The sequence below is a fragment of the Streptomyces sp. NPDC059718 genome, from assembly GCF_042733315.1.
Classification (GTDB): domain Bacteria; phylum Actinomycetota; class Actinomycetes; order Streptomycetales; family Streptomycetaceae; genus Actinacidiphila.
The window spans coordinates 98,065-123,001 of sequence record NZ_JBHWGA010000011.1 but is presented as its reverse complement, the minus strand read 5'-3'; the positions used below and the strand labels follow the sequence as shown (position 1 = coordinate 123,001).

22 protein-coding genes are annotated in these 24,937 nt (G+C 74.0%); 14 read left to right on the top strand and 8 right to left on the bottom strand.

All coding sequences use genetic code 11. From position 1 onward, the window contains the following. The first annotated feature begins 19 nt into the window (after positions 1-19). Positions 20-1,834, top strand: a complete 1,815-nt coding sequence (gene ggt, locus ACFV3E_RS15180) for a gamma-glutamyltransferase (protein ID WP_500535105.1) — start codon at positions 20-22, stop codon at positions 1,832-1,834. On the opposite strand, the gene ACFV3E_RS15175 is transcribed toward ggt, so the two are convergent. Then, positions 1,816-2,562, bottom strand: coding sequence for a metallophosphoesterase (locus ACFV3E_RS15175; protein WP_500535104.1), 747 nt, complete (start codon positions 2,560-2,562; stop codon positions 1,816-1,818). The two genes, ggt and ACFV3E_RS15175, sit on opposite strands and share 19 nt — an antisense overlap. Positions 2,563-2,653: 91 nt before the next feature. Between ACFV3E_RS15175 and ACFV3E_RS15170 the strand changes: the two genes are divergently transcribed. The 4 genes from ACFV3E_RS15170 to ACFV3E_RS15155 all read left to right on the top strand — a co-directional run bounded on the left by ACFV3E_RS15170 (position 2,654) and on the right by ACFV3E_RS15155 (position 7,183). Next, positions 2,654-3,247, top strand: coding sequence for a CGNR zinc finger domain-containing protein (locus tag ACFV3E_RS15170; RefSeq protein ID WP_500535103.1), 594 nt, complete (start codon positions 2,654-2,656; stop codon positions 3,245-3,247). Positions 3,248-3,439: 192 nt separating this feature from the next. Beyond that, positions 3,440-4,891: a hypothetical protein gene (locus ACFV3E_RS15165; protein ID WP_500535102.1), complete on the top strand. Its 1,452-nt coding sequence runs from the start codon at positions 3,440-3,442 to the stop codon at positions 4,889-4,891. 130 nt (positions 4,892-5,021) lie between these two features. Beyond that, positions 5,022-5,867, top strand: a complete 846-nt coding sequence (locus tag ACFV3E_RS15160) for a carbon-nitrogen hydrolase family protein (RefSeq protein WP_499514796.1) — start codon at positions 5,022-5,024, stop codon at positions 5,865-5,867. Positions 5,868-5,875: 8 nt separating this feature from the next. Then, positions 5,876-7,183: an aspartate aminotransferase family protein gene (locus ACFV3E_RS15155; protein ID WP_500365132.1), complete on the top strand. Its 1,308-nt coding sequence runs from the start codon at positions 5,876-5,878 to the stop codon at positions 7,181-7,183. A gap of 52 nt (positions 7,184-7,235) precedes the next feature. Here ACFV3E_RS15155 and ACFV3E_RS15150 read toward each other — a convergent pair whose 3' ends face one another. Continuing rightward, on the bottom strand, positions 7,236-8,075 hold the full coding sequence (locus ACFV3E_RS15150; protein WP_500535101.1) for an endonuclease/exonuclease/phosphatase family protein: 840 nt from the start codon (positions 8,073-8,075) through the stop codon (positions 7,236-7,238). Further along, positions 8,072-8,758 carry a hypothetical protein gene (locus ACFV3E_RS15145; protein ID WP_500535100.1) on the bottom strand — a complete coding sequence of 229 codons (687 nt, stop codon included), beginning with the start codon at positions 8,756-8,758 and terminating at the stop codon, positions 8,072-8,074. Before ACFV3E_RS15145 ends, ACFV3E_RS15150 begins: the two co-directional genes overlap by 4 nt. Positions 8,759-9,052: 294 nt before the next feature. Between ACFV3E_RS15145 and hydA the strand changes: the two genes are divergently transcribed. The 6 genes from hydA to ACFV3E_RS15115 are packed head-to-tail and all read left to right on the top strand — an operon-like array spanning position 9,053 to position 16,389. After that, on the top strand, positions 9,053-10,459 hold the full coding sequence (hydA, locus tag ACFV3E_RS15140; protein ID WP_500535099.1) for a dihydropyrimidinase: 1,407 nt from the start codon (positions 9,053-9,055) through the stop codon (positions 10,457-10,459). A 17-nt stretch (positions 10,460-10,476) separates the two neighbouring features. Further along, the gene (locus ACFV3E_RS15135; RefSeq protein WP_500535098.1) at positions 10,477-11,496 is read left to right on the top strand and encodes a TIGR03842 family LLM class F420-dependent oxidoreductase; all 1,020 of its coding nucleotides are present in this window, start codon (positions 10,477-10,479) and stop codon (positions 11,494-11,496) included. 17 nt (positions 11,497-11,513) lie between these two features. Then, positions 11,514-13,052 carry an NCS1 family nucleobase:cation symporter-1 gene (locus ACFV3E_RS15130; RefSeq protein ID WP_500535097.1) on the top strand — a complete coding sequence of 513 codons (1,539 nt, stop codon included), beginning with the start codon at positions 11,514-11,516 and terminating at the stop codon, positions 13,050-13,052. A gap of 57 nt (positions 13,053-13,109) precedes the next feature. Continuing rightward, positions 13,110-13,928 carry an inositol monophosphatase family protein gene (locus tag ACFV3E_RS15125; protein ID WP_500535096.1) on the top strand — a complete coding sequence of 273 codons (819 nt, stop codon included), beginning with the start codon at positions 13,110-13,112 and terminating at the stop codon, positions 13,926-13,928. Then, on the top strand, positions 13,925-15,355 hold the full coding sequence (locus ACFV3E_RS15120) for a phytoene desaturase family protein (RefSeq protein ID WP_500535095.1): 1,431 nt from the start codon (positions 13,925-13,927) through the stop codon (positions 15,353-15,355). Before ACFV3E_RS15125 ends, ACFV3E_RS15120 begins: the two co-directional genes overlap by 4 nt. Before the next feature lie 50 nt (positions 15,356-15,405). Beyond that, on the top strand, positions 15,406-16,389 hold the full coding sequence (locus ACFV3E_RS15115) for an aldo/keto reductase (RefSeq protein ID WP_500535094.1): 984 nt from the start codon (positions 15,406-15,408) through the stop codon (positions 16,387-16,389). A 60-nt stretch (positions 16,390-16,449) separates the two neighbouring features. On the opposite strand, the gene ACFV3E_RS15110 is transcribed toward ACFV3E_RS15115, so the two are convergent. After that, on the bottom strand, positions 16,450-17,190 hold the full coding sequence (locus ACFV3E_RS15110) for an SIR2 family NAD-dependent protein deacylase (RefSeq protein WP_499514806.1): 741 nt from the start codon (positions 17,188-17,190) through the stop codon (positions 16,450-16,452). 155 nt (positions 17,191-17,345) lie between these two features. Here ACFV3E_RS15110 and ACFV3E_RS15105 point away from each other — a divergent pair, with 155 nt between their 5' ends. Continuing rightward, positions 17,346-18,269 carry a cupin domain-containing protein gene (locus tag ACFV3E_RS15105; RefSeq protein WP_500535093.1) on the top strand — a complete coding sequence of 308 codons (924 nt, stop codon included), beginning with the start codon at positions 17,346-17,348 and terminating at the stop codon, positions 18,267-18,269. Between the two features lie 42 nt (positions 18,270-18,311). Here the strand turns inward: ACFV3E_RS15105 and ACFV3E_RS15100 are convergent, their stop codons facing one another. Further along, complete coding sequence (locus tag ACFV3E_RS15100) at positions 18,312-19,091, bottom strand: nucleotidyltransferase domain-containing protein (RefSeq protein ID WP_500535177.1); 780 nt, start codon at positions 19,089-19,091, stop codon at positions 18,312-18,314. Between the two features lie 80 nt (positions 19,092-19,171). Between ACFV3E_RS15100 and ACFV3E_RS15095 the strand changes: the two genes are divergently transcribed. Continuing rightward, positions 19,172-20,971 (top strand): gamma-glutamyltransferase family protein, encoded by a 1,800-nt coding sequence (locus tag ACFV3E_RS15095; RefSeq protein ID WP_500535092.1) that lies wholly within the window; start codon positions 19,172-19,174, stop codon positions 20,969-20,971. Positions 20,972-21,156: 185 nt separating this feature from the next. Here the strand turns inward: ACFV3E_RS15095 and ACFV3E_RS15090 are convergent, their stop codons facing one another. The 3 genes from ACFV3E_RS15090 to ACFV3E_RS15080 are packed head-to-tail and all read right to left on the bottom strand — an operon-like array spanning position 21,157 to position 23,729. Then, complete coding sequence (locus ACFV3E_RS15090; RefSeq protein WP_500337237.1) at positions 21,157-21,675, bottom strand: NUDIX domain-containing protein; 519 nt, start codon at positions 21,673-21,675, stop codon at positions 21,157-21,159. Further along, positions 21,672-22,664, bottom strand: a complete 993-nt coding sequence (locus ACFV3E_RS15085) for a ketopantoate reductase family protein (RefSeq protein ID WP_500535091.1) — start codon at positions 22,662-22,664, stop codon at positions 21,672-21,674. The genes ACFV3E_RS15090 and ACFV3E_RS15085 overlap by 4 nt, the downstream gene beginning before the upstream one ends. Before the next feature lie 9 nt (positions 22,665-22,673). After that, entirely contained in the window at positions 22,674-23,729 is a 1,056-nt protein-coding gene (locus ACFV3E_RS15080) for an ADP-ribosylglycohydrolase family protein (RefSeq protein WP_500535090.1), read from the bottom strand. 95 nt (positions 23,730-23,824) lie between these two features. Here ACFV3E_RS15080 and ACFV3E_RS15075 point away from each other — a divergent pair, with 95 nt between their 5' ends. Then, a complete protein-coding gene (locus tag ACFV3E_RS15075) occupies positions 23,825-24,928 on the top strand; it encodes a glycerate kinase (RefSeq protein ID WP_500535176.1) in 1,104 nt (367 codons plus the stop codon). The last annotated feature ends 9 nt before the right edge of the window (positions 24,929-24,937 follow it).

The window sequence follows — 24,937 nt, the reverse complement described above, 5'->3', positions numbered from 1 at the left end:
CCCCAGTGGAGGTCCACGTATGCGTCGTCACGCTGTACGGAGTCTGTCGCTGCTCGCCGTAACCGCCACCGCCGCGCTGTCGGTGGCCGCTGCCCCGCCGGGGGCGGACGCCCGGGCCCGGGACGCCACGCCCGCCAAGGCCCCGCTCGCCGTCGGCTACGGGGGCGCGGTCTCCAGCGTCGACGCCGACGCCTCCGCCGCCGGCATCGAGGTGCTGCGGCGCGGAGGGAACGCCGTGGACGCCGCGGTCGCCACCGCGGCCGCCCTGGGCGTCACCGAGCCGTACTCCTCGGGCATCGGCGGCGGCGGTTACTTCGTCTACTACGACGCGAGGCAGCGCAAGGTCCACACCATCGACGGCCGCGAGACGGCCCCCAAGAGCGCCACCGACAAGCTCTTCGTCGAGAACGGCCAGCCGCTGCCCTTCAACGACGCCGTCACCAGCGGTCTGAGCGTCGGCGTCCCCGGGACCCCCGCGACCTGGGACACCGCCCTGAGATCCTGGGGCAGCCGCAGCCTGGGTGACGTGCTGCGACCCGCCGAGCGCCTCGCGCACGACGGGTTCACCGTGGACGCCACCTTCCGCAGCCAGACGGAAGCCAACCAGGCGCGCTTCAAGGACTTCCCGGCCACCGCCGCGCTCTTCCTGCCCGGCGGGCAGCCGCCCGCGGTGAGCTCCACCCTCAAGAACCCCGACCTCGCCCGCACCTACGACGAGCTGGGCCGCGAAGGCGTCTCCGCCGTCTACGGCGGCGGCATAGGCGCCGACATCGTGAACACCGTGCGCAAGCCGCCGGTGGACCCGGCCGCGACGCGGGTCGTCCGCCCCGGCGACCTCACGACGGCGGACCTGAAGGCCTACAAGGCCAAGCCGCAGAACCCGACCCGGGTCTCCTACCGCGGCCTGGACGTCTACGGCATGGCGCCCTCCTCCTCCGGCGGCACCACCGTCGGCGAGGCGCTGAACATCCTGGAGCGGACCGGCAGGCTCTCCCGGCTCTCCGACGCCCAGTACCTGCACCGCTTCCTCGAGGCGAGCCGGATCTCCTTCGCCGACCGCGGACGCTGGGTCGGCGACCCGGCCTTCGAGAAGGTCCCGACCGCGGGACTGCTGTCGCAGTCGTTCGCGGACTCCCGGGCCTGCCTGATCAAGGACGACGCGGTACTGACCAGCCCGGTCGCCCCGGGCGACCCGGCCCAGCCGGCGCGCTGCGACCGCGGCGGCAAGGCCGCCCCGACGACGTACGAGGGCGAGAACACCACGCACCTCACTGTCGCCGACAAGTGGGGCAACGTCGTCGCGTACACGCTGACCATCGAGCAGACGGGTGGCAGCGCCATCACCGTCCCCGGGCGCGGTTTCCTGCTCAACAACGAGCTGACCGACTTCTCGTTCGTCCCGGCGAGTGCCTCGGTGCACGACCCCAACCTGCCGGGCCCGGGGAAGCGGCCGCGCTCCTCGATGTCGCCGACGATCGTGCTGAAGGACGGCCGCGTCGACTTCGCGCTCGGCTCGCCCGGCGGCGCCACGATCATCACCACCGTGCTGCAGGTGCTGACCGAGCACGTCGACCGCGGGATGCCGCTGGTGGACGCGATCGCCGCGCCGCGCGCCAGCCAGCGCAACGCCGCGACCACGCAGGTCGAGCCGGCCTTCCTCGCGAGCGACGTGGCGGCGGAGCTGAAGGACATCGGGCACAGCTTCGCCGACGCGGGTGAGATCGGTGCGACGACCGGCGTCCAGCGGCTGCCGGACGGCCGCTGGCTCGCCGCCGCCGAGACGGTGCGCCGCGGCGGCGGCTCGGCGATGGTGGTTCAGAGCACCACGCGGTAGTGGGTCGTCAGGCGCCGCTCGTCGTCCAGCACGTGGAAGGCGACGCCGGGCGGCGCCGAACGGTCGGCGACCGAGCCGTCCTGTTCGCCCTCCCACGGCATGCGCAGCGTCCACGTCACCCCTGGCGCGGCGATCAGCGGCCGCCCGGCGAAGGTGGTGGCGGCGGGCGTGTGCGCGTGCCCGGTCAGGACGGCGATCACTTCGGGGTGCGCGGCCAGCAGTTCCTCCAGGGCCCCGGGCCCGCCCAGCCGGTAGCCGTCGGGCAGCGGATGGTGGAGCGCGACGGGCGGGTGGTGGAAGGCCACCAGCGCGGGCGTACCGGGGACCAGCCCGTCCAGCGTCGCCGACAGCCACCGCAGGGTCTCCTCGTCCAGGAGGCCGTCGTCCTCCTCCGGGATCGTCGAGTCGCACATCAGCACCGCGGTCCCGGCGACGAGGTGCGCCCGGTTCACCGGTCCCGCCGTCTCGGCCTCGCCCAGCAGCGCCTTGCGGTAGGCGGCCCGCCGGTCGTGGTTGCCCGGGCAAGGGAGCACCGGGAAGGGTGCTTCCAGGATCCGGGCCGCCTCCTCGTACTCGTCGGGGGCGCCGTGGTCGGCGATGTCCCCGGTGACCAGCAGCGCGTCCGGCGGCCGGGGAAGCCCGCGCAGGTAGGCCATGACGCGGGTGGCGCGCTCCGTCGAGCGTTCGGTGCCGTCGAGATGCAGGTCGCTGATGTGAGCCAGCAGCATGGGCCGTTCCCCTCCAGGGTTAATGCGTAATCCGAGTTCTAACATTAGAACGGTAGGGTGCGACCGGCGGACGATCAAGAGGAGGGGCGCCGTGGAGCGCTACCTGGCCCTGGAACTGGTGAGCACCATCCGGCACGACGGCGACGGAGGGGTCGCCGACGACCTCGGCGACCCGTCCGCCCTGACGGCGTGGGCCCGCGAACACCTTCCCGGGCCCGGCGGCTTCACCGCGGACGACGCCGCCCTCGCCGACGTCCTCGCCCTCCGCCGCGCCGTCCGGGCGCTGTTCGCCCGCGCCGTGGCGCCCGGGCCGTCCAGCTCGGCCGACGCCCGGCGTCTGATGCCCGCGGAGGAGGCCCTCGCGCACCTCAACGCCGCCGCGGCGCGGATCCCCGTCGTCCCCCGGCTCGTGTGGGAGGCGGAGGAGGCTCCCGTGGCCCGTCTCGTGCCCGCGGCGGAGTGCGTTGACTCCGCCGCGCGGATCGTCGCCGAGCTGGCCCGCGCGGCCGTCGACTTCCTGGCCGGACCCGAGCGGGAACGGCTGCGTGCCTGCACCGCGCCCCGGTGCGTCCGGTACTTCGTCAAGTCCCACGGCCGTCAGGAGTGGTGCAAGCCGTCCTGCGGCAACCGGGCCCGTGTCGCGCGCCACTACCGCCGTCACCATCCGGAGTCGGCCGGGTCCTGAGGACCGGCGACGCCTTGGTGGCGCCCCCGGCCGGGGGGCGCGCCGCCGTGCCTCCGCGCGGGGCCCGGGCGCCCGTGCAGCCTCTGCCCCTTCCGTGAAAACTCTCCGTAGCACCCCCGTAACACAGCGGGTGTCGAATGCCGTGCGGACCACACGCTTCCGCCGCCAGGCGGCGGGCAGGGAGGAGCGACAGTGGAGCGCGGGGCGCACAGCCAGGTCATCGAGCAGGTCGGCGAGTTCGCCGGGTACCTCCGGGGGCTCGTCGGCGCGGTGGGCGACACGCCCGGCTGGTACGCGGTCTTCGCCGAACGTGATCCCGACGGCGTGCGGGCCTGGCTCGACGGCACCGACGTCCCGCCGTGGGACGTCGTCCTCGCCCTCCTCCAGGACGTCGCCACCGCCCGTGGCACCCACCCGGCGCAGGAGGCGGCCGAGCGCGCCCGCAGGCTGCATGCCGCCGCCGTCGCCGCCCACGACGCCGTACCGGGCGGCGAGGCGGCGCTGGGTTCACGGCTGGACGTCTTACTCCGGGAACGCCAGTACGCGGTGCTGCACGAGCGTGACGTCGCCGCCGCGCTGCGCGGCGCCCCCACCTCCGCCGAGGCGGAGCGCCTGGGCAACGAGCTTGCCTGGGCCCGCGACGACCGCGAACGGGCCGTCGCGCGCTGCGCGGAGGTGCAGGCGCGGCTCGACGCGGTCCGCTCCCGCCCCGCCGTGCCCGACGGGTGGTTCCGCCCGGAGGCGGACCGGACGCCCCGCGTGCCGACGCCCCGCGCCCCGGCCGCGCCCCCGTCCCCGGCCGACGCCGGCCCGGCCGCCGCACCCGCACCCGGCGACGGCGCCCGCGCGCAGGCCCGGACGGAGCACCGGCCCTCCGGGCGGGGGCGCAAGGAACGGCCCCGCGGAGGAGCACGGTACGGCGGGGCCCGCTTCGCCGGGGCGCCCGAGGCCGAGGTGGTCGTGCCGCCCGTGGTGCCGCCCGTGGGGGCGGCTCCGCAGGACGATGCCGCCCCCGGCCCCCGAGGGGCGCGCTTCGCCGGCGCGGCGGGCCATGACACCCCCCACGCCCGCGAGGCCGCGCACGGGCACACCGACGTCCGGGAGGCGCACGTCCGCAGGGAGGCCGCGCGGGCGACCGCGGCGCGCATGGCGGAGCTGCGCCGCACCGGCCGCACCGGCGAGGCGTACGTGCTGATGAGCGAGGCCGTCGCCGGCCCGCCCGAGGACGCCCCCGAGCTCGCGGCCGCGCTGGAGCGCTCGGGACTGGCCGCCGACGTGGCCACCCTGCTGTGGGAGCTGGCCGCGCAGCCCCCGCACCGCCTGGCGGCCGCCGCGACCGCCCTGGACTCGGCGGGCCGCGGTGACGACTGCCGGACCCTGCTGCACCAGGCGGCCGCCCGGCCCGCCGCCGAGATCGCCGCGACCGCCGGGGCCCTCCTCGACGCCGGCCATCGGGACGCGGCGCTGAGCCTGCTGGTCGCCCTCGTGCGCGCCCGCAGCCCGGAGGCAGCGGCCGGCATCGCCCATGAGCGCGCCGGGCTCGTCGGCCCGCTCCTGGACGCGGCGGGTCTGGTGTCGGTGTCCAAGCGCCGCGACGTGGCCGCCGCACTGCGCCGAGCGGGTCTGCCCGGCCGCGAAATCTGATCGGCTTCGTTGAGTAACGGCGCCGGTATTGCCACAGTGGGCTGTGGGCTCTTACGTTCGTCCCAGCGCCGGATCTACGTGCGTAGACCTGCCCGCCGTTCCGGCGTGACCTCGCGTCAAAGGAGCTGTCATGCCCAATGTCGTACGCGCCGCGCTCGTCCAGGCGACGTGGACCGGTGACACCGAATCGATGATCGCGAAGCACGAGGAGCACGCCCGCGAGGCGGCCGCGCGGGGCGCCCAGGTGATCGGCTTCCAGGAGGTGTTCAACTCCCCGTACTTCTGCCAGGTGCAGGAGGCCGAGAACTACCGGTGGGCCGAGCGGGTGCCGGACGGCCCGACCGTGCAGCGCATGCAGGCGCTCGCCCGGGAGACGGGCATGGTGATGGTGGTGCCGGTGTACGAGATCGAGCAGGACGGCTTCTACTACAACACCGCCGCCGTGATCGACGCCGACGGCAGCTACCTCGGCAAGTACCGCAAGCACCACATCCCGCAGGTCAAGGGTTTCTGGGAGAAGTACTACTTCAAGCCCGGCAACCTGGGCTGGCCGGTCTTCGACACGGCCGTCGGCAAGGTCGGCGTCTACATCTGCTACGACCGCCACTTCCCCGAGGGCTGGCGGGCGCTCGGCCTCGCCGGCGCGCAACTGGTCTACAACCCCTCGGCGACGCACCGCGGGCTCTCCTCGTACCTGTGGCAGCTGGAGCAGCCGGCCGCGGCCGTCGCCAACGAGTACTTCGTCGCCGCCATCAACCGGGTCGGCCAGGAACCGGACTACGGCGACAACGACTTCTACGGCACGTCCTACTTCGTCGACCCGCGCGGCCAGTTCGTGGGCGACGTCGCCTCCGACAAGGAGGAGCAACTGATCGTGCGCGACCTGGACCTCGACCTGATCCCCGCGGTGCGCCAGCAGTGGGCCTTCTACCGGGACCGCCGCCCTGACGCCTACGGCACCCTGACGGAGGCGTGAACACGTCCATGACCATCACCGAGAACCCGCACGCCGCGCTCCACTCCCGCCACCAGGCCGTGATGCCGCAGTGGCTGGCGACGTACTACCGGGAGCCGATCGAGATCACCCACGGCGAGGGCCGCCACGTCTGGGACGCCGAGGGCCGGCAGTACCTGGACTTCTTCGGCGGCATCCTCACCACCATGACCGCGCACGCCCTGCCCGAGGTCACCGCCGCGGTCCGCGAGCAGGCCGGGAGGATCCTGCACTCCTCCACGCTCTACCTGAGCTCCCAGGCGGTCGACCTCGCCGAGCGCATCGCCCGCCTGTCGGGCATCCCGGACGCCCGGGTCTTCTTCACCACCTCCGGCACGGAGGCGAACGACACCGCGCTGCTGCTCGCCACCACGTACCGCAGGTCCAACCAGATCCTGGCGCTGCGCAACAGCTACCACGGCCGCTCCTTCTCGGCGATCGGCATCACCGGCAACACCTCCTGGTCGCCGACGAGCCTGTCGCCGCTGCAGACGCTGTACGTGCACGGCGGCGTCCGGCACCGCGGCCCGTACGCGCACCTGTCCGACGCCGAGTTCACGGCCGCGTGCGTGGCGGACCTGGAGGACATGCTCGGCCAGGCCAACGGCCAGGTCGCCGCCCTGATCGCCGAGCCGATCCAGGGCGTCGGGGGCTTCACCTCGGGCCCGGACGGGCTGCTGGCGGCCTTCAAGGAGGTCCTCGACCGGCACGGCATCCTCTGGATCACCGACGAGGTGCAGACCGGCTGGGGCCGCACCGGTGAGCACTTCTGGGGCTGGCAGGCGCACGAGGGCTCCGGCCCGCCGGACGTCCTGACCTTCGCCAAAGGCGTCGGCAACGGCCTGTCCATGGGAGGCGTCGTCGCCCGCGCCGAGGTGATGAACTGCCTCACCGCCAACTCCATCTCCACGTTCGGCGGCAGCCCCATCACCACGGCCGGCGCGCTGGCCAACCTGCAGTACCTCCTCGACCACGACCTGCAGGGCAACGCCCGGCGCGTGGGCGGCCTGCTCAAGTCGCGGCTGGAGGCCATCTCCGCCGGGCTCCCGGTGGTCCGGGAGGTGCGCGGCCGCGGGCTGATGCTCGGCGTCGAACTGGCCTCGTCGGCCGCGGCGGGCGTGGTCCTCGAAGCGGCCCGCGAGGGGGGTCTGCTGATCGGCAAGGGCGGCCGGGCCGGCGACGCGCTGCGCATCGCGCCGCCGCTCTCGCTGACCGTCGCCGAGGCGGAGGAAGGGGCCTCGATCCTGGAGTCCGCGCTCAAGCAGGCGCAGAGCGAGCTGGGCGACGGCCCGGCCTGACGGTGCGCCACAGGGCCGGGGCCGCGGGCCCCGGCCCGCGCCGCCACCGCGGTCAGATCTCCAGGTCGACGACGAGCGGCCGGTGGTCGGAGACCGGCACGGCCGGCGCCCACGCGGAGCGCACGGCGGCCCGCCCGACCCCCGCCGCCAGCACGTGGTCGAACTGCACCACGGGACGGTGTGAGGGGTAGGTGCGCGTACGGGCCAGCGCCCGCCAGGCCCCGCCCAGCGCCAGCGGCGGCACCGGGCCCACCAGGTTGAGGTCGCCCAGCAGCAGATGGGGCCGGGGCAGGCCGGCGATCCAGCGGCGGACCGCGGTCAACTGGCCCACGTTCCAGCCGGGGACGAACGACAGGTGCACGGCGACCACCGTGAACGGGCCGTGCGTGCCCTCCAGGACGGCGGCCAGCGCGCAGCGCGGCTGGTCGGCCATCATCCGGAGCCCGGCGAGCCCGGGCACCCGCAGGGGCATGCCCACGGGCGAGGGGGACAGCCGCCGGGCCCGCCATTCCCGTACGGGGAGCCGGGTGACCAGGGCGATCCCGTGGGACGGTGGGCCCTCGCCCCGGTCCGCGTCCTTGGGCCCGGACACCCGCATGCCGGGCACGGCCGGATCGGGCACCCACCCGGTGCCGGGCACCGAGCACCCGTGGACCGCCGACGCGTAGCGCCAGTCCCGGGCGCCCGACGCCGCGGCGGCGGCCGCGGCCTGGTCGACCCGGCCGGACCGTTCCTGGAAGCGGTCGAGTTCCTGCAGCGCGAGGACGTCGGCGTCCAGGGACGCGACGGCGCGGGCGAGCGGCTCCCCGGCGGCGGCACCGCCGGGGAAGGGGGCCGGTCTGCCGTCCCTGATCGGCAGGCCGTGCAGCACGTTGAACGTCGCGAGCCTCATGGGCGCCCCACCGGCGGTGCGGCGGCGGGCGGGGGTGACGGGGCGTCGGCCCGGCGTCGCGGACGGCCCGGTCTGCGGAAGTGGGCGCACGGCGGGTACGCCTTGAAGGCGACGTCGAGCTCGGGCCCGCGTCGCCGGTCTCCGGGTTCCGGCAGTGGGGTGAACTGCGCGACCAGGACCACGTGCCCCTTCACCACACCCTTCTGACGTGCCCCCTGGCCGGCCGCCCACGCCAACTGCGCGGCGGCGAAGGAGAACGTGCCGCGGCCGCCGACGAGGAACAGCGTCCGCGCGTGGCCGACCGGCCGCAGCCGGTCGTGGGAATCCGCGTGGCCAAACGGCTGCCACCAGGCGACGGCGTCGAGCGCCGTGCGCGCCTCGTCCGTGCGGACCGTCAGCGGCACCCTGCCCGTCGGCCGGTGGCACAGCCGGGGCCACCGGCTCACCCGCAGGCCCGGCGAGTGGCGGACCAGGACGAGGCCGGCGCGGCCGCCGCGCGGCGAGTGGCGGACCGCGAGGGAGAACAGTCGGGCCGGTGTCGAGAGCCCGGCGTGGTCGCCGAGAGGGAAGCCGTACGCGACGGGGTCGGTGAGCGCCGTGTGGCGCGGGGGATGCCACGGCTGCGCGACGTGGTGCTCCACCGGGCCGGTGTGCGGGCGGAAGTGACGCAGCCTCAGCCGCATGCGGGATCCTCCATCCGCCCATCGTCGCCGTGCCGCCGCGGCCGGGGCAACGCGATTTCGCACCTCGTCACCTACAGACCAACACGCCCGGTTCATGGCATATTGTGAGCGTTCGCCGTACGGGGGTGCGGAGGAGGAGCGAGCGCCCCCGCCGATGGAGAGCAGCGGTATTGCCACCATGGGTGACCGGTCATACGTTTTCCACCATGGCGGGGTCTACGTGCGTAGAGCCTTTCCGACATGGCATCGAGGTTTCCGGGGACCCCGCCCTCAGCCAGTGGAAGGAGTGGGAGCATGAGCCGCATCGTCATCCGGGGCGGACTGGTCGTCACCGCCGCGGAGGAGGTCCACGCCGACGTCCTCGTCGAGGGGGGCAGGGTCGCCGCCCTCGCGTCGCACGACTCCGACGCGGCGCAGGGCTGGACCGCGTCCGCCGACCGCGTCATCGACGCGACCGGGAAGTACGTCATCCCGGGCGGTGTCGACGCCCACACCCACATGGAGCTGCCCTTCGGCGGCACCCACGCCTCGGACACCTTCGAGACCGGCACCCGGGCCGCCGCCTGGGGCGGCACGACGACGATCGTGGACTTCGCCGTCCAGTCGGTGGGCGAGTCGCTGCGCGCCGGACTCGACACCTGGCACGCCAAGGCCGACGCCCAGTGCGCCGTCGACTACGGCTTCCACATGATCCTCTCCGACGTGAACGAGGACACCCTCAAGGAGATGGACATCCTCGTCGAGGAGGGCGTCACCAGCTTCAAGCTGTTCATGGCCTACCCCGGCGTCTTCTACAGCGACGACGGCCGCATCCTGCGCGCCATGCAGCGCGGTGCCGACAACGGCGGCCTGATCATGATGCACGCGGAGAACGGCATCGCCATCGACGTGCTCGTCGAACAGGCGCTGGCCGCGGGCAAGACGGACCCGCGCTACCACGGCGAGGTGCGCCACGCCCTCCTCGAGGCCGAGGCGACCCACCGTGCCATCCGGCTCGCCCAGGTCGCGGGCTCCCCGCTCTACGTCGTCCACGTCTCGGCGCAGCAGGCCGTCGAGCAGATCGCCCTCGCCAGGGACGAGGGGCTGAACGTGTTCGGGGAGACCTGCCCGCAGTACCTGTTCCTGTCCACGGACAACCTGGCCGAGCCGGACTTCGAGGGCGCCAAGTACGTCTGCTCCACGCCGCTGCGCCCGAAGGAGCACCAGGCGGTGCTCTGGCGGGCCCTGCGGACCAACGACCTGCAGGTGGTGTCCACGGACCACTGCCCGTTCTGCTTCGTGGGGCAGAAGGAGTTGGGCCGGGGTGACTTCTCCAAGATCCCCAACGGTCTGCCGGGGGTGGAGAACCGGATGGACCTGCTCCATCAGGCGGTGGTGGACGGGCACATCAGCCGGCGCCGGTGGATCGAGATCGCCTGCGCGACCCCGGCGCGGATGTTCGGGCTGTACCCGCGCAAGGGCACCATCGCGCCGGGCACGGACGCCGACATCGTCATCTACGACCCCGGCGCGGAGCAGGTCATGTCCGCCTCCACCCACCACATGAACGTCGACTACTCGGCCTACGAGGGCCGGCGGATCACCGGCCGGGTCGAGACCGTGCTCTCCCGCGGCGAGCCCGTCATCGACGGCCGGGAGTACGTCGGACGGGCGGGCCACGGCCAGTACACCCCGCGCGGAACCTGCCAGTACCTCATCTGAGAAAGGCGCGTGGACCCATGGACTTCGGACTCGTCCTGCAGACGGACCCGCCAGCGTCGGGGGTCGTGGAGCTGATGCGGCGCGCCGAGCGCAACGGCTTCACCCACGGCTGGACCTTCGACTCCACGGTGCTGTGGCAGGAGCCGTTCGTCATCTACAGCCAGATCCTCGCGCGGACGGAGCGGATGGTCGTCGGCTCCATGGTCACCAATCCGGGCACCCGTACCTGGGAGGTGACCGCGTCCACCTTCGCCACGCTGAACGAGATGTTCGGCAACCGGACGATCTGCGGCATCGGCCGGGGCGACTCGGCGATGCGTGTGGCGGGCCGCAAGCCCAACACCCTCGCCCGCATCGAGGAGGCGATGCACGTCATCCGCGAGCTCGCCGAGGGCCGCGAGGCCGACCTCGGCGGCACTGTCATCCGGATCCCCTGGATCAAGGAGGGGGCGGAACTGCCGGTGTGGATGGCGGCGTACGGGCCGAAGGCGCTGGCGATCGCCGGGGCGAAGGCGGACGGGTTCATCCTGCAGCTCGCCGACGTGTACCTGACCGAGTGGATGGTCAAATCGGTCAGGGACGCCGCGGTCGCCGCCGGCCGCGACCCCGCGCAGGTGAAGGTCTGCGTGGCGGCCCCCGCGTACGTCACCGAGGACGACTCCCCGCAGGCCCTGGCCCACGCCCGCGACCAGTGCCGCTGGTTCGGCGGCATGGTCGGCAACCACGTCGCCGACCTGGTGGCCAGGTACGGCGAGCACTCCGCCTCCGTCCCCGACGAACTCACCGACTACATCAAGGCCCGTCAGGGGTACGACTACTCCCACCACGGCCGTTCCGGGAACCCCGACACCACGTTCGTCCCCGACGAGATCGTCGACCGCTTCTGCCTCTTGGGCACCCCGGAGCGCCACATCGAGAAGCTGCGCGCCCTGAAGGCCCTCGGCGTCGACCAGTTCGCGGTCTACGACATGCACGACGCCAAGGAATCCACCATCGACGCCTACGGATCCACCGTCATCCCCGCACTGAGCGGCTGAGGGGGAGCACCGCACCCATGCCGGCCCCCACGCCGCCCGCCCAGATCACGCACCCCGACGGCCGCGTCGAGCTCCGCCTCGACGCGGCCGTGCCGCACGGTCGGTACGCCAACGAGGACCTGCTGCCGATCCCCATCGCCAAACGGCACTGGACCACCTACAACTTCACCGCGCTGTGGATCGGGATGGCGCACAACATCCCGTCGTGGACGCTCGCCTCCGGCCTGGTCGCCCTCGGCATGGACTGGAAGCAGGCGGTGTTCACCATCGCCCTGGCCAACGTCATCGTGCTCGCGCCGATGCTGCTCACCGGCCACGCGGGCCCCAAGTACGGCATCCCCTTCCCGGTGCTGGCCCGTTCCTCCTTCGGGGTGCGCGGGGCCAACCTCCCGGCGATGCTGCGCGCCGCCGTGGCCTGCGCCTGGTTCGGCATCCAGACCTGGATCGGCGGCCAGGGCATCTTCGTCCTCCTCGGCAAGATCTGGGGCGGCTGGGCGGGCGCCGCGCACGTGGCGGGCTACCCGTGGACGCTGTGGGTCTGCTTCCTCGCCTTCTGGGCGCTGGAACTCGCGATCATCTACCGGGGCATGGAGACGCTCCGCCGCTTCGAGAACTGGGCCGCGCCCTTCGTCCTCGTCGGCGCCGTCGTCCTGCTGGTCTGGATCACCAACAAGGCGGGCGGCCTCGGCCACCTGCTGGACCAGCCCTCCGCCCTCGGCTGGGGCGGGGACTTCTGGAAGGTCTTCTTCCCCGCCCTCATGGGCATGATCGGCTTCTGGTCGACCCTCTCCCTCAACATCCCCGACTTCACCCGCTTCGGGGCCGGGCAGCGTGCCCAGGTCTGGGGCCAGTCGCTCGGGCTGCCGACCACGATGACCCTCTTCGCCGTCCTGTCGGTGCTGGTCACCTCCGGCTCCCAGGCGGTCTACGGCGAGGCCATCTGGGACCCGGTCGAGCTGGCCGGCAAGACCGACAACGTCATCGGCCTGCTGTACGCCCTGGTCACGGTGCTGGTCGCCACCATCAGCGTCAACATCGCGGCCAACGTGGTCTCCCCGGCGTACGACCTGTCCAACCTCGCGCCCCGGCACGTCGACTTCCGCACCGGCGCGCTGATCACCGGCGTCGTCGGGGTGCTGATCTTCCCCTGGAAACTGACCTCCACCCCCGAGCTGTACATCTTCACCTGGCTGGGCGTGGTCGGCGGTGTCCTCGGCACCGTGGCCGGCGTCCTCATCGCCGACTACTGGGTCGTCCGGCGCACCCACTTGGCGCTGCCCGAGCTGTACGAGGCAGGTGGCGGACGCTACTGGTACCTCCGCGGCTGGAACTGGCGGGCGGTGCTCGCCCTCGTCGTGGGCGGCCTGCTGGCGGTCGGCGGCTCGTACTCCACCGTCGACGCCGAGGGCCGCAAGCAGGGCCCGTTCCCCGTCGACGGCCTGATCCCGCTGCTGAAGCCGCTCGCGGACTACGGCTGGGCGGTCGGCCTGGTCAGCTCGTTCGTGCTGTACAGCGCCCTGATGCGGAAGGCGGGACCTGCCGCACGGACGGCGTGAACCCGCCAAAGCCACCACGGGTGCGCGGCGCCGCGGACGATCTGGTCTGATGGAGGAGTGATCGATGACGCACTCTTCAAGGCGGTCGAGGACACGGTGCGCGCGGCCGCCGAGGCGGAGGTCGTGCCGCGCTGGCGCCGGCTGAGCGCAGCCGACATCAGCCACAAGACCGGACCGGGGGACCTGGTCACCGTCGCCGACCGCGAGGCGGAGCTGCGGCTCGCCGAGGAACTGCCGGCGTTGCTGCCCGGTTCGGTCGTGGTGGGGGAGGAGGCCGTGCACGCCGACCCGGGCATCCTGCGCCGCATCGGCGGGGACGAACCGGTGTGGATCGTCGACCCCGTCGACGGCACCGCCAACTTCGTCGCCGGCAGGCCCGAGTTCGCCACGCTCGTCGCGCTCGCCCGCGGCGGCGAGGTCCACGCCTCCTGGACGTACGTGCCGAGGCTGGCCCTCATGGCCACCGCCCGGCGCGGCGGGGGCGCCCTGCTCAACGGCGAGCCGATCCGCACCGCCCGCGACTCCGGTGGGTCCGCGCTCACCGTCGCCACCTCGCAGTTCGCCTTCCTCGACGAACAGGAGCGGCGCCGGTTCGAGGGGCTCGGCACCGACGGCGTCGAGTCCCGCCAGTGCACCTGCGCAGGCCTGGACTACCTGGAGGTCGCCCGGGGCGCCATCGACGCCGTCGCCTTCACCTGGGAGTCGCCCTGGGACCACGCGGCCGGACTGCTGCTGGTCACCGAGGCCGGCGGCGCCAGCATCACCGCGGAGGGCGTGCCCTTCCGCATCGGCGGCGGCAACGTCTTCCCCTTCTCCGTGGCGCGCGACGAGGCGACCGCGCGACGGGTCGTCGACCTCATGGCAGGTGACCGATGAGCAGGGCACACGTCACGGACGTCATCGTCGTCGGAGCCGGGCCCAACGGCCTGACCGCCGCGGTCGAACTCGCCCGCGCCGGGTACTCCGTGGAGCTCTTCGAGGCCGGCGACCACGTCGGCGGCGGCGCGCGCACCGAGGAACTGACCCTGCCGGGCTTCCGTCACGACCCCTGCTCGGCCGTGCACCCGCTCGGCGCCGGCTCGCCCGCGTTCAACGCGATGCCGCTCGCCGACCACGGCCTGCGGTGGCTCCACCCCGAGCTGCCGCTCGCGCACCCCTTCGACGACGGCACCGCCGCGGTGCTGGACCGCACGGTCGGCGCGACCGCCGCCTCGCTCGGACCGCGCGACGCGGGCACCTACCGCAGGCTCCTGGCCCCTTACATCGGCCGCTGGAAGACCCTCGCCCACGACTTCCTGCGCCCCCAGTGGCGGGGACTGCCCCGCGACCCGCTGCGCTTCGCGAGCTTCGGACTGACCGGGCTCCCGCCGGTGGCCGTGCTCGCCCGGCTGTTCCGCGACGAGAAGGCCCGCGGGCTGCTGGCCGGTCTCGCCGCCCACGCGATCGCCCCGCTGACCAGCCCGCTCACCGGTGCGACGGCGCTGATGTTCGCCGTCTCCGGCCACGAGGTCGGCTGGCCGGTCCCGCGTGGCGGCTCGCAGTCGCTCGCCGACGCCCTCGCGTCCTACCTGCGGCTGCTCGGCGGCACCGTCCACACCGGCGTCATGGTCCGCAAGCTTGACGAGCTGCCGCCGGCGCGCGCGTACGTCTTCGACACCTCGCCGACCGCGCTGGCGCGCATCGCCGGGCTCGGCGACGTGTACCGGAACTACCGCTACGGACCCGCGGTCTGGAAGATCGACTACGCCCTGGACGGTCCCGTGCCCTGGACCGCCGCCGAGGCCCGCCGGGCCGGCACCGTGCACATCGGGCCGACCTTCGGCGAGATCGGCGACGCGCTGAACCGGGCGGTACGCGGCCGCCCGCCGCAGACCCCGTTCCTCATCACCGCCCAGCCCACCGTCGTCGACCCCGGGCGGGCCCCCGAGGGCAAGCACGTCTTCTGGGCGTACGGGCACGTGCCCAACGGCTGGCGCGGCGACGCCACCGAGTCCGTCGAGCGGCAGATCGAGCGCTTCGCCCCCGGCTTCCGGGACCTCGTCCTCGCCCGGGCGGTCAGCGGACCGGCCGAACTCGCCGCCCGCAACGCCAACTACGTCGGCGGCGACATCGGCAGCGGGGCCTTCGCCGGCCTGCAGATGGCCTTCCGCCCCAAACTGCAGTGGAACCCGTACACCACCTCGCGCCCCGGGGTCTTCCTCTGCTCCTCCGCCAGCCCGCCCGGCCCGGGCGTCCACGGCATGCCCGGCCACCACGCGGCCCGCGCCGTGCGCCGTCACCTGGAGGGGGCCGCCCGCCGGTAGCGCCCGCCCCGTCGGCCGCGGCCGGCGGGGCAGCGACTAGCATCGACGGCATGGAGCAGCGCGTATTGGGCAGGACGGGCCGCAAGGTGTCCGTCGTGGGTCTCGGCACCTGGCAGCTGGGCGCCGACTGGGGCGAGGTCCGCGAGGAGGACGCACTCGCGGTCCTGGACGCGGCCGTGGCGGAGGGCGTGACCCTCTTCGACACGGCGGACGTCTACGGCGACGGACGCAGCGAGCAGCTGATCGGCCGCTACCTCCGGGAGCGCCCGGACGCCGGGATCTTCGTCGCCACGAAGATGGGCCGCCGGGTCGCCCAGGTCCCCGAGAACTACGTCCTGGACAACTTCCGCGCCTGGAACGACCGGTCCCGGGCCAACCTCGGCGTCGACACCCTCGACCTGGTGCAGCTGCACTGCCCGCCGACCGCCGTCTACTCCTCGGACGCGGTCTTCGACGCCCTCGACACCCTCGTCGAGGAGGAGCGCATCGCGGCCTACGCCGTCAGCGTCGAGACCTGCGAGGAGGCGCTGACCGCGATCGCCCGGCCGGGCGTCGCGAGCGTGCAGATCATCCTCAACGCCTTCCGCCTCAAGCCGCTGGAGCAGGTGCTGCCGGCCGCCGCCGAGGCGGGGGTGGGCATCATCGCCCGCGTGCCCCTCGCCTCCGGCCTGCTGTCCGGCCGCTACACCAAGGACACGGTCTTCCCCGCCGACGACCACCGCACCTACAACCGGCACGGCGAGTCCTTCGACCAGGGCGAGACCTTCTCCGGCGTCGACTACGCGACCGGCCTGGAGGCCGCCGCCGAGTTCACCGCCCTCTCCCCGCAGGGCGCGACCCCGGCCCAGACGGCGCTCCGCTGGATCATCCAGCAGCCCGGCGTCACCACCGTGATCCCCGGCGCCCGCTCCGTCGAGCAGGCCCGCGCCAACGCCGAGGCCGCCGCCGTGGCGCCGCTGCCGCAGAGCACGCTGGACGCCGTGCGGGACCTGTACGACCGGCGCATCCGAGCCCAGGTCCACCACCGCTGGTGACCGCCGCGGCGAACCTGCCCTGAGCCGTGCCCCCGGACGATCCGTCCGGGGGCACCGGCGTCAGCCCGCGGCGGCCTCCCGGGCGATCCCGTCCAGGAGCGCGGGCAGCGAACTCCCGATCGGCTCGCGCACCAGCTCGTCCGCGATCTCGTCGTACGGCGTCGGCTCGGCGTTGACGATCACCAGCCGCGCCCCGTGCTCCGCCGCGATCCCGGCGAGCGACGCGGCCGGCTGCACCTGCAGGCTGGTGCCGACCGCGATGAAGACCGTGCAGCCCTTGGCGATGGCCATCGCGTTGCCCAGCACCACCGGATCCAGCCGCTGCCCGAACATGACGGTCGCCGACTTCAGGATCCCGCCGCACTTCCCGCACGCCGGGTCCGGCTCGCCCGCCCGGACCCGCGCCAGCGCGTCGTCCATCGGCGCCCGGTCGTGGCACCGCGTGCAGACGACGGCGCGGGCGGTGCCGTGCAGCTCCAGCACCTTGCGCTCGGGCAGCCCCGCCATCTGGTGCAGCCCGTCCACGTTCTGCGTGATCACGCGCACCGCCACGCCCGAGCGCTCCAGCCGGACGATCGCGTCGTGCGCCGCGTTGGGCCGCGCCTCCAGCGTCGGGCTCTCCATGCGCATCCGCCACGACCTGCGGCGCACGTCGGGATCGGCCATGTAGTGCTCGTACGTCACGAGCTTCTCGGCCTCCGGATCGCGCCGCCACAGCCCGTTCGGACCGCGGTAGTCCGGGATGCCGGAGTCGGTGGAGATACCTGCGCCACTGAGGACGGCTACGAGAGGCCTGGCCATGCGCCGAGGGTAGGACGGCTGCCGGCCCGGCGCGAACGTATATCGGGGGATGCCCCTCGCCCAGCGGCCACACCCTCGTTCACCTGGGATTTTGTCTCGACTAACAGCAGTTGTGAACAGTCTCGTACCACTGGACCAAGCAGGGAAAGGTGACCATGAAGCAGTCAGCAGAGGTCTCGCGAGCTCCCCGATCCTTGAGCATCCGCCGGGGGGACTCCCTGGAGTTCGTCGCGTCGCATCCGAGTGAGCCGGGCAAGGGCGTCAGGGTGGCGCATTTCCTCGGCCCGGACAGTGGCGCCGCCCATTTGTCGATCGCGATCGTCGAACTCGAGCCCGGTGGCCACGTCATCGGTCACCGGCACCCGTTCGAGGAGTCGTTCTTCGTCCTGGAGGGCAACCCGCTGCTCGCGGTGGCCGACCACCGGTACGCCCTGCGTCCCCATGACTTCGGCCTCGTGCCCTACGCCGTCGGTCACGCGTGGAGCAACCCCACGGATCAGCGCGTGCGCATGTTGCGCGTGCACGCTCCCCAGCCGCGCCCCATCGACGGCAGGGGGACGTGGGGGGTGTTCGAAGCTCCTGAGACCCAGGTGCCGACTCAGGGCGTGGCCGTCGACGAACTCGACCCGGCCAAGCCGTACGTCGGTCACTTCGATCAGACGGACATGGCGCCGCCCGGGTCGATCTCCATGCCCGGATACCACGGGGCGAACGTGCAGAACGTCCAGATCCGCATGATGGTGGACGATCTCCTCGGGGCGCGCCACCACGCGATGTTCATCGTGCAGTTCACCCCGGGCGTGGTGGACAACGTCCCGCTCAAGACCGCAAAGGAGCACTTCCATCCGTTCGAGGAGATCTACTACCTGATCTCCGGCCGGACGCGGTCCTTCTGCGACGGTGCGCAGGACCTGGCCGGGGCCGGCGATCTCGTCTTCGCGCCGGTCGGCGCGTCGCACGGATTCGCGGCCCTCGGCACGGAGCCGCTGTGCTGGATCGAGGTCCAGTCGCCGATGCCGCCGGCGAGCGGCGGATTCACCTTCCACAACGACTGGGCGCAGCACACCAACATCGGTTGATCCGCTCGTCCGGCACCGGGGCCCGCGCGTTTCCGCGCGGGGTCAGCCCAGTGCCGCGCGTACGTCCGCGACGAGGGTGGCGGCGTCCTCCACCGCCGTCACCGGGTCGCCGAGGCCGGACAGCACCGCTTCGGCGCGGGACCGGAAGCCGGGCGGGGTGTCGGGGAGGGCGCCCGCGGCGGCGAGGGCGCCCTTCTCGTTGAGGCACCACACGCGGTGGTGGGCGTGGAGCGACTGCGTCAGCACCCCGACCGCCCGCGCAAGGCACAGGGCGGCGTGCAGGACGTCCCCGGCGCCCGCGGACTTGCGGGCGTTGACGGCCAGGAAGTCCGCCTCCCAGGAGGCCCCGACGAGGGCCTCGCGCAGCGGCTCCGGGTAGACCAGCGTCCGCTCGCGCAGTGCGGTCAGCTCACCCGCCGGGTCGGCCAGGACGCGGCCGAGGGCGACCTCACCGGCGTACACGGGGGACCAGAAGCCCAGCGGATGGCCGGCCTGGACACCCACCTCGTAGCGGCCGGCGCGGCAGTCGTCCCACACCCGCCCCACCCGGTCCAGGTCCCGCAGGATCCAGTCGACCTGGACGCCGTCCACGCGCAGCCACGCCCCGCCGTTCACCCAGGGACCCCAGCCGCCGGGGCCGGCGATCTCCACCGGTGCGCCCGTCGCCTCGGCGGCGAGCGCGGCGAGCGCCTCCAGGTCCGGTTCGCCGCGGTAGTACACGCCGAGGTCCCAGTCGGAGTCGGGGCGGTGCGTTCCGCGCGCCCGGCTGCCGCCCAGCATCACCGCGACCACACCGGGGACCCGGGCGAGCGACCGTGCCATGGAGGAGACAGGGGGTACGTGTTCGGGCTCGTGGGGCACCGTGCGAGTGTAGGTGCACCCCGGGCGCGAGGAGTACGGAATTGTTCACGACCCGTCCCACCCTCCAAGGCACCTTCGGCATGGCCTCCTCCACGCACTGGCTCGCCTCGCAGTCGGCGATGGCCGTGCTGGAGAGCGGTGGCAACGCCTATGACGCGGCGGTGGCCGCCGGGTTCGTCCTGCACGTGGTGGAGCCGCACCTCAACGGACCCGCGGGCGAGGTGCCGATCATCGTCGCGCCCGCGGGCGGTCCCGTGCGCGTGCTCTGCGGCCAGGGCCCCGCTCCGGCCGGGGCGGGCATCGACCACTACCGCGCGCTGGGCCTGGACTTCGTCCCCGGTACCGGTCCGCTCGCGGCCGCCGTGCCCGGTGCCTTCGACGCCTGGATGGTGCTGCTGCGCGACCACGGCACCAAGCCGCTCGCGGACGTGCTCTCCTACGCCATCGGCTACGCCGAGCACGGCCACCCCGCGGTGGACGCGGTCGGCGCCACGGTCGGCTCCGTCCAGGCGCTGTTCGAGACGGAGTGGACGACCTCGGCCGAGCTGTACCTGGCCGGCGGCCGCCCGCCCCGGCCGGGGGATCTGCTGCGCAACCCCGATCTCGCCGCCACCTGGCGGCGGTTGCTGCGGGAGGCGGAGGCCGCCGGCAGCGACCGGGAGGCGCAGATCGAGGCGGCCCGGCGGGTGTGGCGCGAGGGCTTCATCGGCGAGGCGCTGGCCGCCTTCGCCGCCCGTCCCGCGATGGACACCACGGGCGAGCGCCACGCCTCCACCCTGACCGGGGACGACCTCGTCGCGTACGAGGCACGCCACGAGGACCCGGTGACCTTCGACTGGAACGGCTGGACGGTCTGCAAGGCCGGACCGTGGAGCCAGGGCCCGGCCTTCCTGCAGCAACTGGCCCTGCTGCCGCCGGATCCCGCGGACCTGGAGTACGGCTCCGCCGACTACGTGCACACCCTGGTCGAGGGCACCAAGCTCGCGATGGCCGACCGTGAGGCCTGGTACGGCGACGCCCAGGACGCCGTCCCCCTCGCCGAACTGCTGTCACCCGACTACAACGACGCACGGCGCGCCCTGGTCGACCAGGCGAAGGCCTCCCACGAGCTGCGCCCCGGCAGCCCGGGCGGCCGCACGCCGCGGCTGCCGCACTTTCCGCTCCACGACGCTGCCGCGACAGCGGGATTCGACGCCATGGGCGTCGGCGAGCCGACGGTCGCCCACAACGGCGCGACCCGCGGCGACACGTGCCACCTCGACGTCGTCGACCGCTGGGGCAACATGGTCGCCGCCACCCCCAGCGGCGGCTGGCTCCAGTCCAACCCGGTGGTCCCGGGGCTCGGCTTCCCGCTCGGCACCCGCCTGCAGATGACCTGGCTGGAGCCCGGGCTGCCGAACTCCCTCACCCCGGGACGCCGTCCGCGCACCACGCTCACCCCGTCGCTCGCGCTGCGCGACGGCGTGCCGGTGATGGCCTTCGGCACCCCCGGAGGCGACCAGCAGGACCAGTGGTCGCTGCACTTCTTCCTGGGCGTCGCCCTGCGCGCCCCCGTCCGGGGCGGCCTCGACCTCCAGGGCGCCATCGACGCGCCCAACTGGCACAACGACAGCTTCCCGAGCTCCTTCCACCCCCGGGAGATGCGGCCCGGCAGCCTCACCGTGGAGAGCCGCTTCGAGGAGTCCGTCATCGCCGGGCTCCGCGGCCGCGGCCACGACGTCACCGTCGGTGCCGCCTGGTCCGAGGGCCGTCTGTGCGCGGTGGCCCGCGACCCGGAGACCGGCGTGCTGTCCTCCGCGGCCAACCCCCGCGGCATGCAGGGTTACGCGGTGGGGCGCTGACCCGTCGCCCGGGCAGGCGCCGTCCGCCGGCGCGGCAGGGCAGCGCGGCAGGGCGACGGGGACCTGGGGGTGGAGGCCGGTGGGGGACTGCTCCTCGGCCTCCTGGGGCGTTGCCGTGCGGCGGGCGGACAGCCCGTGGCCCGCGACCCGGCGACCGGTGCGGCCGACCCCCGCGGTATGCGGGGTTACGCGGTGGGCCGCTGACCGACCACCGGGGGGCGGCCGTTGACCAGTTCGACGGGGCAGGCGCCGTCCGCCTGTGCGGCCAGGGCGGCGCGGACCCGGCGGTAGAGGCCGGGGGAGAGGTACTCCTCGGCCTCCTCGGGCGTCGCCATCCGCCAGGCGGACAGCTCCTCCTCCTGCAGCACGATCGCGCCGAGCGCGGCCTCGTCGAGCACCCCGCCGTCGTACAGGTAGGAGGTCAGCGGCGGGCGGCCCGGCCACTGCACCCAGTCGACGGCGAGCAGGGCGCCCGGCTCGACGTCCAGACCGACCTCCTCCAGGGTCTCCCGGCGCGCCGCCTCGCGGGGGGTCTCCCCGTCGGCCGACTCGATGGTGCCGCCGGGCAGCACCCACTTGCCGTCCTGGCGGTAGGTGGTCTCGGCGATCAGGATCCGGCCGTCGGCGTCGCGGAAGAGCGTGCTGGCCCCGGCGAGGATCTTCGGCAGGCTGTCGATGTAGGCATCGAAATCGGTGGTCGTCACGCGCCCCAACCTACGGGTTCGCGACCCTCGACGGCGGCGGCCACCTGCGCCGGGTCCAGGCTTCCGGGGGCGCGGAGGTCGCGTGCCGCACGGTTCGCGAGCCGGCGCAGCGTCTCGTTGACCGGGACGGGTATCCCGTGGAGCCGTCCCAGCAGCACGATCTCGCCGTTGAGCCAGTCCGCCTCGACGCTCCCGGTGCCCCGGGTCAGGCTCTGCCAGGACGAGCCGCCGCCCCGGGCGAAGCCGTCGACCGGCCGCAGGCTCACCCGGTCGCCGCGGACCGCCGCCTGCTCCTCCTCGCCCGCGTACGGGATGCCGGCGGCGTCGAGCACGGCGGCGCCCTCGGCCCGCGCCCGCTTGACGAGGCCGGCGGCCGTGTCGTCCCAGCCGCCGCAGAGCGCCTCGACGGCGTTGCCGAGGTTCGACAGGAGCTTGGCGTACTTCCAGCGCATCACGTCGGCCACGACCGGGGCGGCGAAGGAGGACTTCTCCAGGTCCGCGGAGACGGCCCGCGCGAGCTCGTCCGTTCCGTGCGGGTAGCTGCCCAGGTGGAGGATGCCGGTCAGCGGACCGCAGGGGGCGACCACCTCTCCGGGCTCCAGGTGCGTCGACGGCAGCCACACGCACATGCCGTACACGTCGCGGAAGCGGCGCAGTGCCATGCGTTCGTTGGCGACGCCGTTCTGGGCGCAGACCAGCGGCAGGTGGTCCGCGACCGGGGCCCAGGCGGCGAGCGCGGCTTCCGTGTCCTGCGTCTTCACGGCCAGCACCAGCACGTCGTCCTCGCGCAGCGTCAGCCCCTCCGGGCCGCCGGCCACCGGGACGGGCAGCGACAGCGTCCCGTCCGGAGTCCGCAGCGTCAGCCCGCGCTCGCGCAGCGCCTCCAGGTGCGCTCCCCGCGCGACGAGGACGACCTCGTGACCGCTCTCGTACAGCCGGCCGCCGATCGTCGCGCCGACCGCGCCCGCTCCCACAACGATGTATCGCACACGCGGACCCTACGGCACGAGCAGCGCCGTGCGACGGGCGAGTTCGCTGATCGCCACGCCGTCGAAGCCGAACACCGCGCTGCGCACCCGGTCCTCCAGCGGCTCGGTCCACTGCGGCGGGATCGCTGCCGCGCCGCAGAACACCCCGGCCACCGAACCCGCCGTCGCGCCGCTGGAGTCGGTGTCCAGGCCGCCGCGCACGGTCAGCGCGATCGTGGCGGTGAAGTCGCCCGCGCCGTAGAGCAGCCCGGCGGTGACCAGCGCGGCGTTGGGGACGGTGTGGATCCAGTGCAGCCCGCGGGTCTCCTCGTCCAGCTCCGCCATCGTCCCGGCCCAGTCCAGCCCCGCCGCGTGCAGCGCCATGGTCCGGCGCACCGTGCGGGCCAGCCGGCAGCCCGGCGGGACGTGCTGCAGCGCCGACTCCAGCGCGGCCCGGGCGTCGGGCGCGGTGAACGCAGCCGCGATCAGCGCCGCGGCCCACATCGCGCCGTACACCCCGTTGCCCGTGTGGGACAGCACCGCGTCCCGGCGGGCGAGCGACGCGGCCCGCCGGGGGTCGCCGGGGGAGGTCCAGCCGTGGATGTCGGCGCGGATCAGCGCCCCGATCCACTCCTGGTACGGGTTGTCGGCCGTAGCCGTCAGCGGCGGCTTCATCCCGCCCGCGAGGTTGCGGTACGCCGCGCGCTCGGCGGTGAAGGTCTGCAGGTAGGGAAGGCGCAGCAGCCACAGCTCGCCGACCTGCTCGGTGGTGAAGTCCGGACCGTAGGTCTCCAGCAGGTCGAGCCCGAGGATCGCGTAGTCGACGTCGTCGTCCCGCGCGCTGCCGTGGATGTTGCCGCGGGTGCACTGCGGCCACTCCGGGCGCAGCTCGAACTCCGCCGGATCCGCAGGCGGGTCCAGCGCGGGGATGTAGTCGGTCAGCGGCAGCGCCCCGGCCCGGCGCAGGTAGCGGTCGATGCGCTCCCGGGTCCAGTGGTCGCCGCGCTCGACGGGCTTGCCGAGCATGTTTCCGGCGATCCGGCCGAGCCAGCCGCCCAGGATGCGGTCTTGGAGAGAGAGGGCCATGCCCCCGGTGTACCGCCCGGACGCCCCGGGATAAGGTCCAAGCGGCGCGACCTGCCGTAAGGGAGATCAATGTGACGGACGCACGGCCCGCGCGGGTGCTCATCGCCGCGGACAAGTTCAAGGGCTCGCTCACCGCCGTCGAGGTGGCGGAGCGGCTCGGGGCGGGGCTGCGGAGCGCCGCCCCCGATCTCGTCGTCGAGTCCGTGCCGGTGGCCGACGGCGGGGACGGAACGGTGGACGCCGCCGTCGCCGCGGGATTCGAGCGGCGCCTGGTGGAGGTCACCGGGCCGCTGGGGGAGCCGGTCACGGCCGCGTACGCGCTGCGCGACGGCACCGCCGTGGTGGAGATGGCCGAGGCCTCGGGACTGCGGCACCTGCCGACCGGCGTCTTCGCGCCGCTGACGGCGACCACCCGCGGCACCGGTGAGCTGCTGCTGGCCGTACTCGACGCGGGAGCGCGGTCCATCGTGCTCGGCGTCGGCGGCAGCGCGACCAACGACGGGGGCGCGGGCATGCTCGTCGCGCTCGGCGCCCGCCTGCTGGACGGCCGGGGCGAGCCGGTGGGCCCGGGCGGCGCGGCGCTCGCCGGACTGGCCTCGGCGGACCTGTCCGGCCTCGACCCGAGGCTCGCCACGACCGAGGTCGTCCTCGCCAGCGACGTCGACAACCCGCTGCTCGGCCCGAAGGGCGCCGCCGTCGTCTACGGCCCCCAGAAGGGTGCCACGCAGGAGGACGTCGCCACGCTGGACGCGGCGCTCGCCCATTACGCGCAGGTGCTGGAGGCCGGTGCGGCCGCCGAGGCCCCGGGAGCGGGGGCGGCCGGCGGGGTCGGGTTCGGGGCGCTGGTGGGCCTTCGCGCCTCCTTCCGGCCCGGCGTCCAGGTGCTCCTGGACATGCTCGGCTTCGCGGCGGCCCTGGAGCGGGCCGACCTGGTGATCACGGGCGAGGGCTCGCTGGACGAACAGACCCTGCACGGCAAGGCCCCGGCCGGTGTCGCGGCCGCCGCCCGTGCCCGGGACGTGGACGTGGTCGCCGTCTGCGGCCGCCTCGCGCTGTCCGGCGCCGCCCTGGGCGCGGCCGGCATCCGGCGGGCGTACGCCCTGACCGACCTCGAGCCGGACCCGGCGCGCTGCATGGCCGAGGCCGGGCCGCTGCTGGAGCGCCTCGCCGAGGACATCGCGCGCGACCTGCCGGCCTGACCCGGGAAC

What these genes read in the sequence shown, in the direction of transcription:
- ggt (WP_500535105.1), top strand. Translation starts at nt 20, where the DNA reads ATGCGTCGTCACGCTGTACGGAGTCTGTCGCTGCTCGCCGTAACCGCC.
- ACFV3E_RS15175 (WP_500535104.1), bottom strand. Translation starts at nt 2,562, where the DNA reads ATGCTGCTGGCTCACATCAGCGACCTGCATCTCGACGGCACCGAACGC.
- ACFV3E_RS15160 (WP_499514796.1), top strand. Translation starts at nt 5,022, where the DNA reads ATGCCCAATGTCGTACGCGCCGCGCTCGTCCAGGCGACGTGGACCGGT.
- ACFV3E_RS15155 (WP_500365132.1), top strand. Translation starts at nt 5,876, where the DNA reads ATGACCATCACCGAGAACCCGCACGCCGCGCTCCACTCCCGCCACCAG.
- ACFV3E_RS15150 (WP_500535101.1), bottom strand. Translation starts at nt 8,075, where the DNA reads ATGAGGCTCGCGACGTTCAACGTGCTGCACGGCCTGCCGATCAGGGAC.
- ACFV3E_RS15145 (WP_500535100.1), bottom strand. Translation starts at nt 8,758, where the DNA reads ATGCGGCTGAGGCTGCGTCACTTCCGCCCGCACACCGGCCCGGTGGAG.
- hydA (WP_500535099.1), top strand. Translation starts at nt 9,053, where the DNA reads ATGAGCCGCATCGTCATCCGGGGCGGACTGGTCGTCACCGCCGCGGAG.
- ACFV3E_RS15135 (WP_500535098.1), top strand. Translation starts at nt 10,477, where the DNA reads ATGGACTTCGGACTCGTCCTGCAGACGGACCCGCCAGCGTCGGGGGTC.
- ACFV3E_RS15130 (WP_500535097.1), top strand. Translation starts at nt 11,514, where the DNA reads ATGCCGGCCCCCACGCCGCCCGCCCAGATCACGCACCCCGACGGCCGC.
- ACFV3E_RS15120 (WP_500535095.1), top strand. Translation starts at nt 13,925, where the DNA reads ATGAGCAGGGCACACGTCACGGACGTCATCGTCGTCGGAGCCGGGCCC.
- ACFV3E_RS15115 (WP_500535094.1), top strand. Translation starts at nt 15,406, where the DNA reads ATGGAGCAGCGCGTATTGGGCAGGACGGGCCGCAAGGTGTCCGTCGTG.
- ACFV3E_RS15110 (WP_499514806.1), bottom strand. Translation starts at nt 17,190, where the DNA reads ATGGCCAGGCCTCTCGTAGCCGTCCTCAGTGGCGCAGGTATCTCCACC.
- ACFV3E_RS15105 (WP_500535093.1), top strand. Translation starts at nt 17,346, where the DNA reads ATGAAGCAGTCAGCAGAGGTCTCGCGAGCTCCCCGATCCTTGAGCATC.
- ACFV3E_RS15100 (WP_500535177.1), bottom strand. Translation starts at nt 19,091, where the DNA reads ATGGCACGGTCGCTCGCCCGGGTCCCCGGTGTGGTCGCGGTGATGCTG.
- ACFV3E_RS15080 (WP_500535090.1), bottom strand. Translation starts at nt 23,729, where the DNA reads ATGGCCCTCTCTCTCCAAGACCGCATCCTGGGCGGCTGGCTCGGCCGG.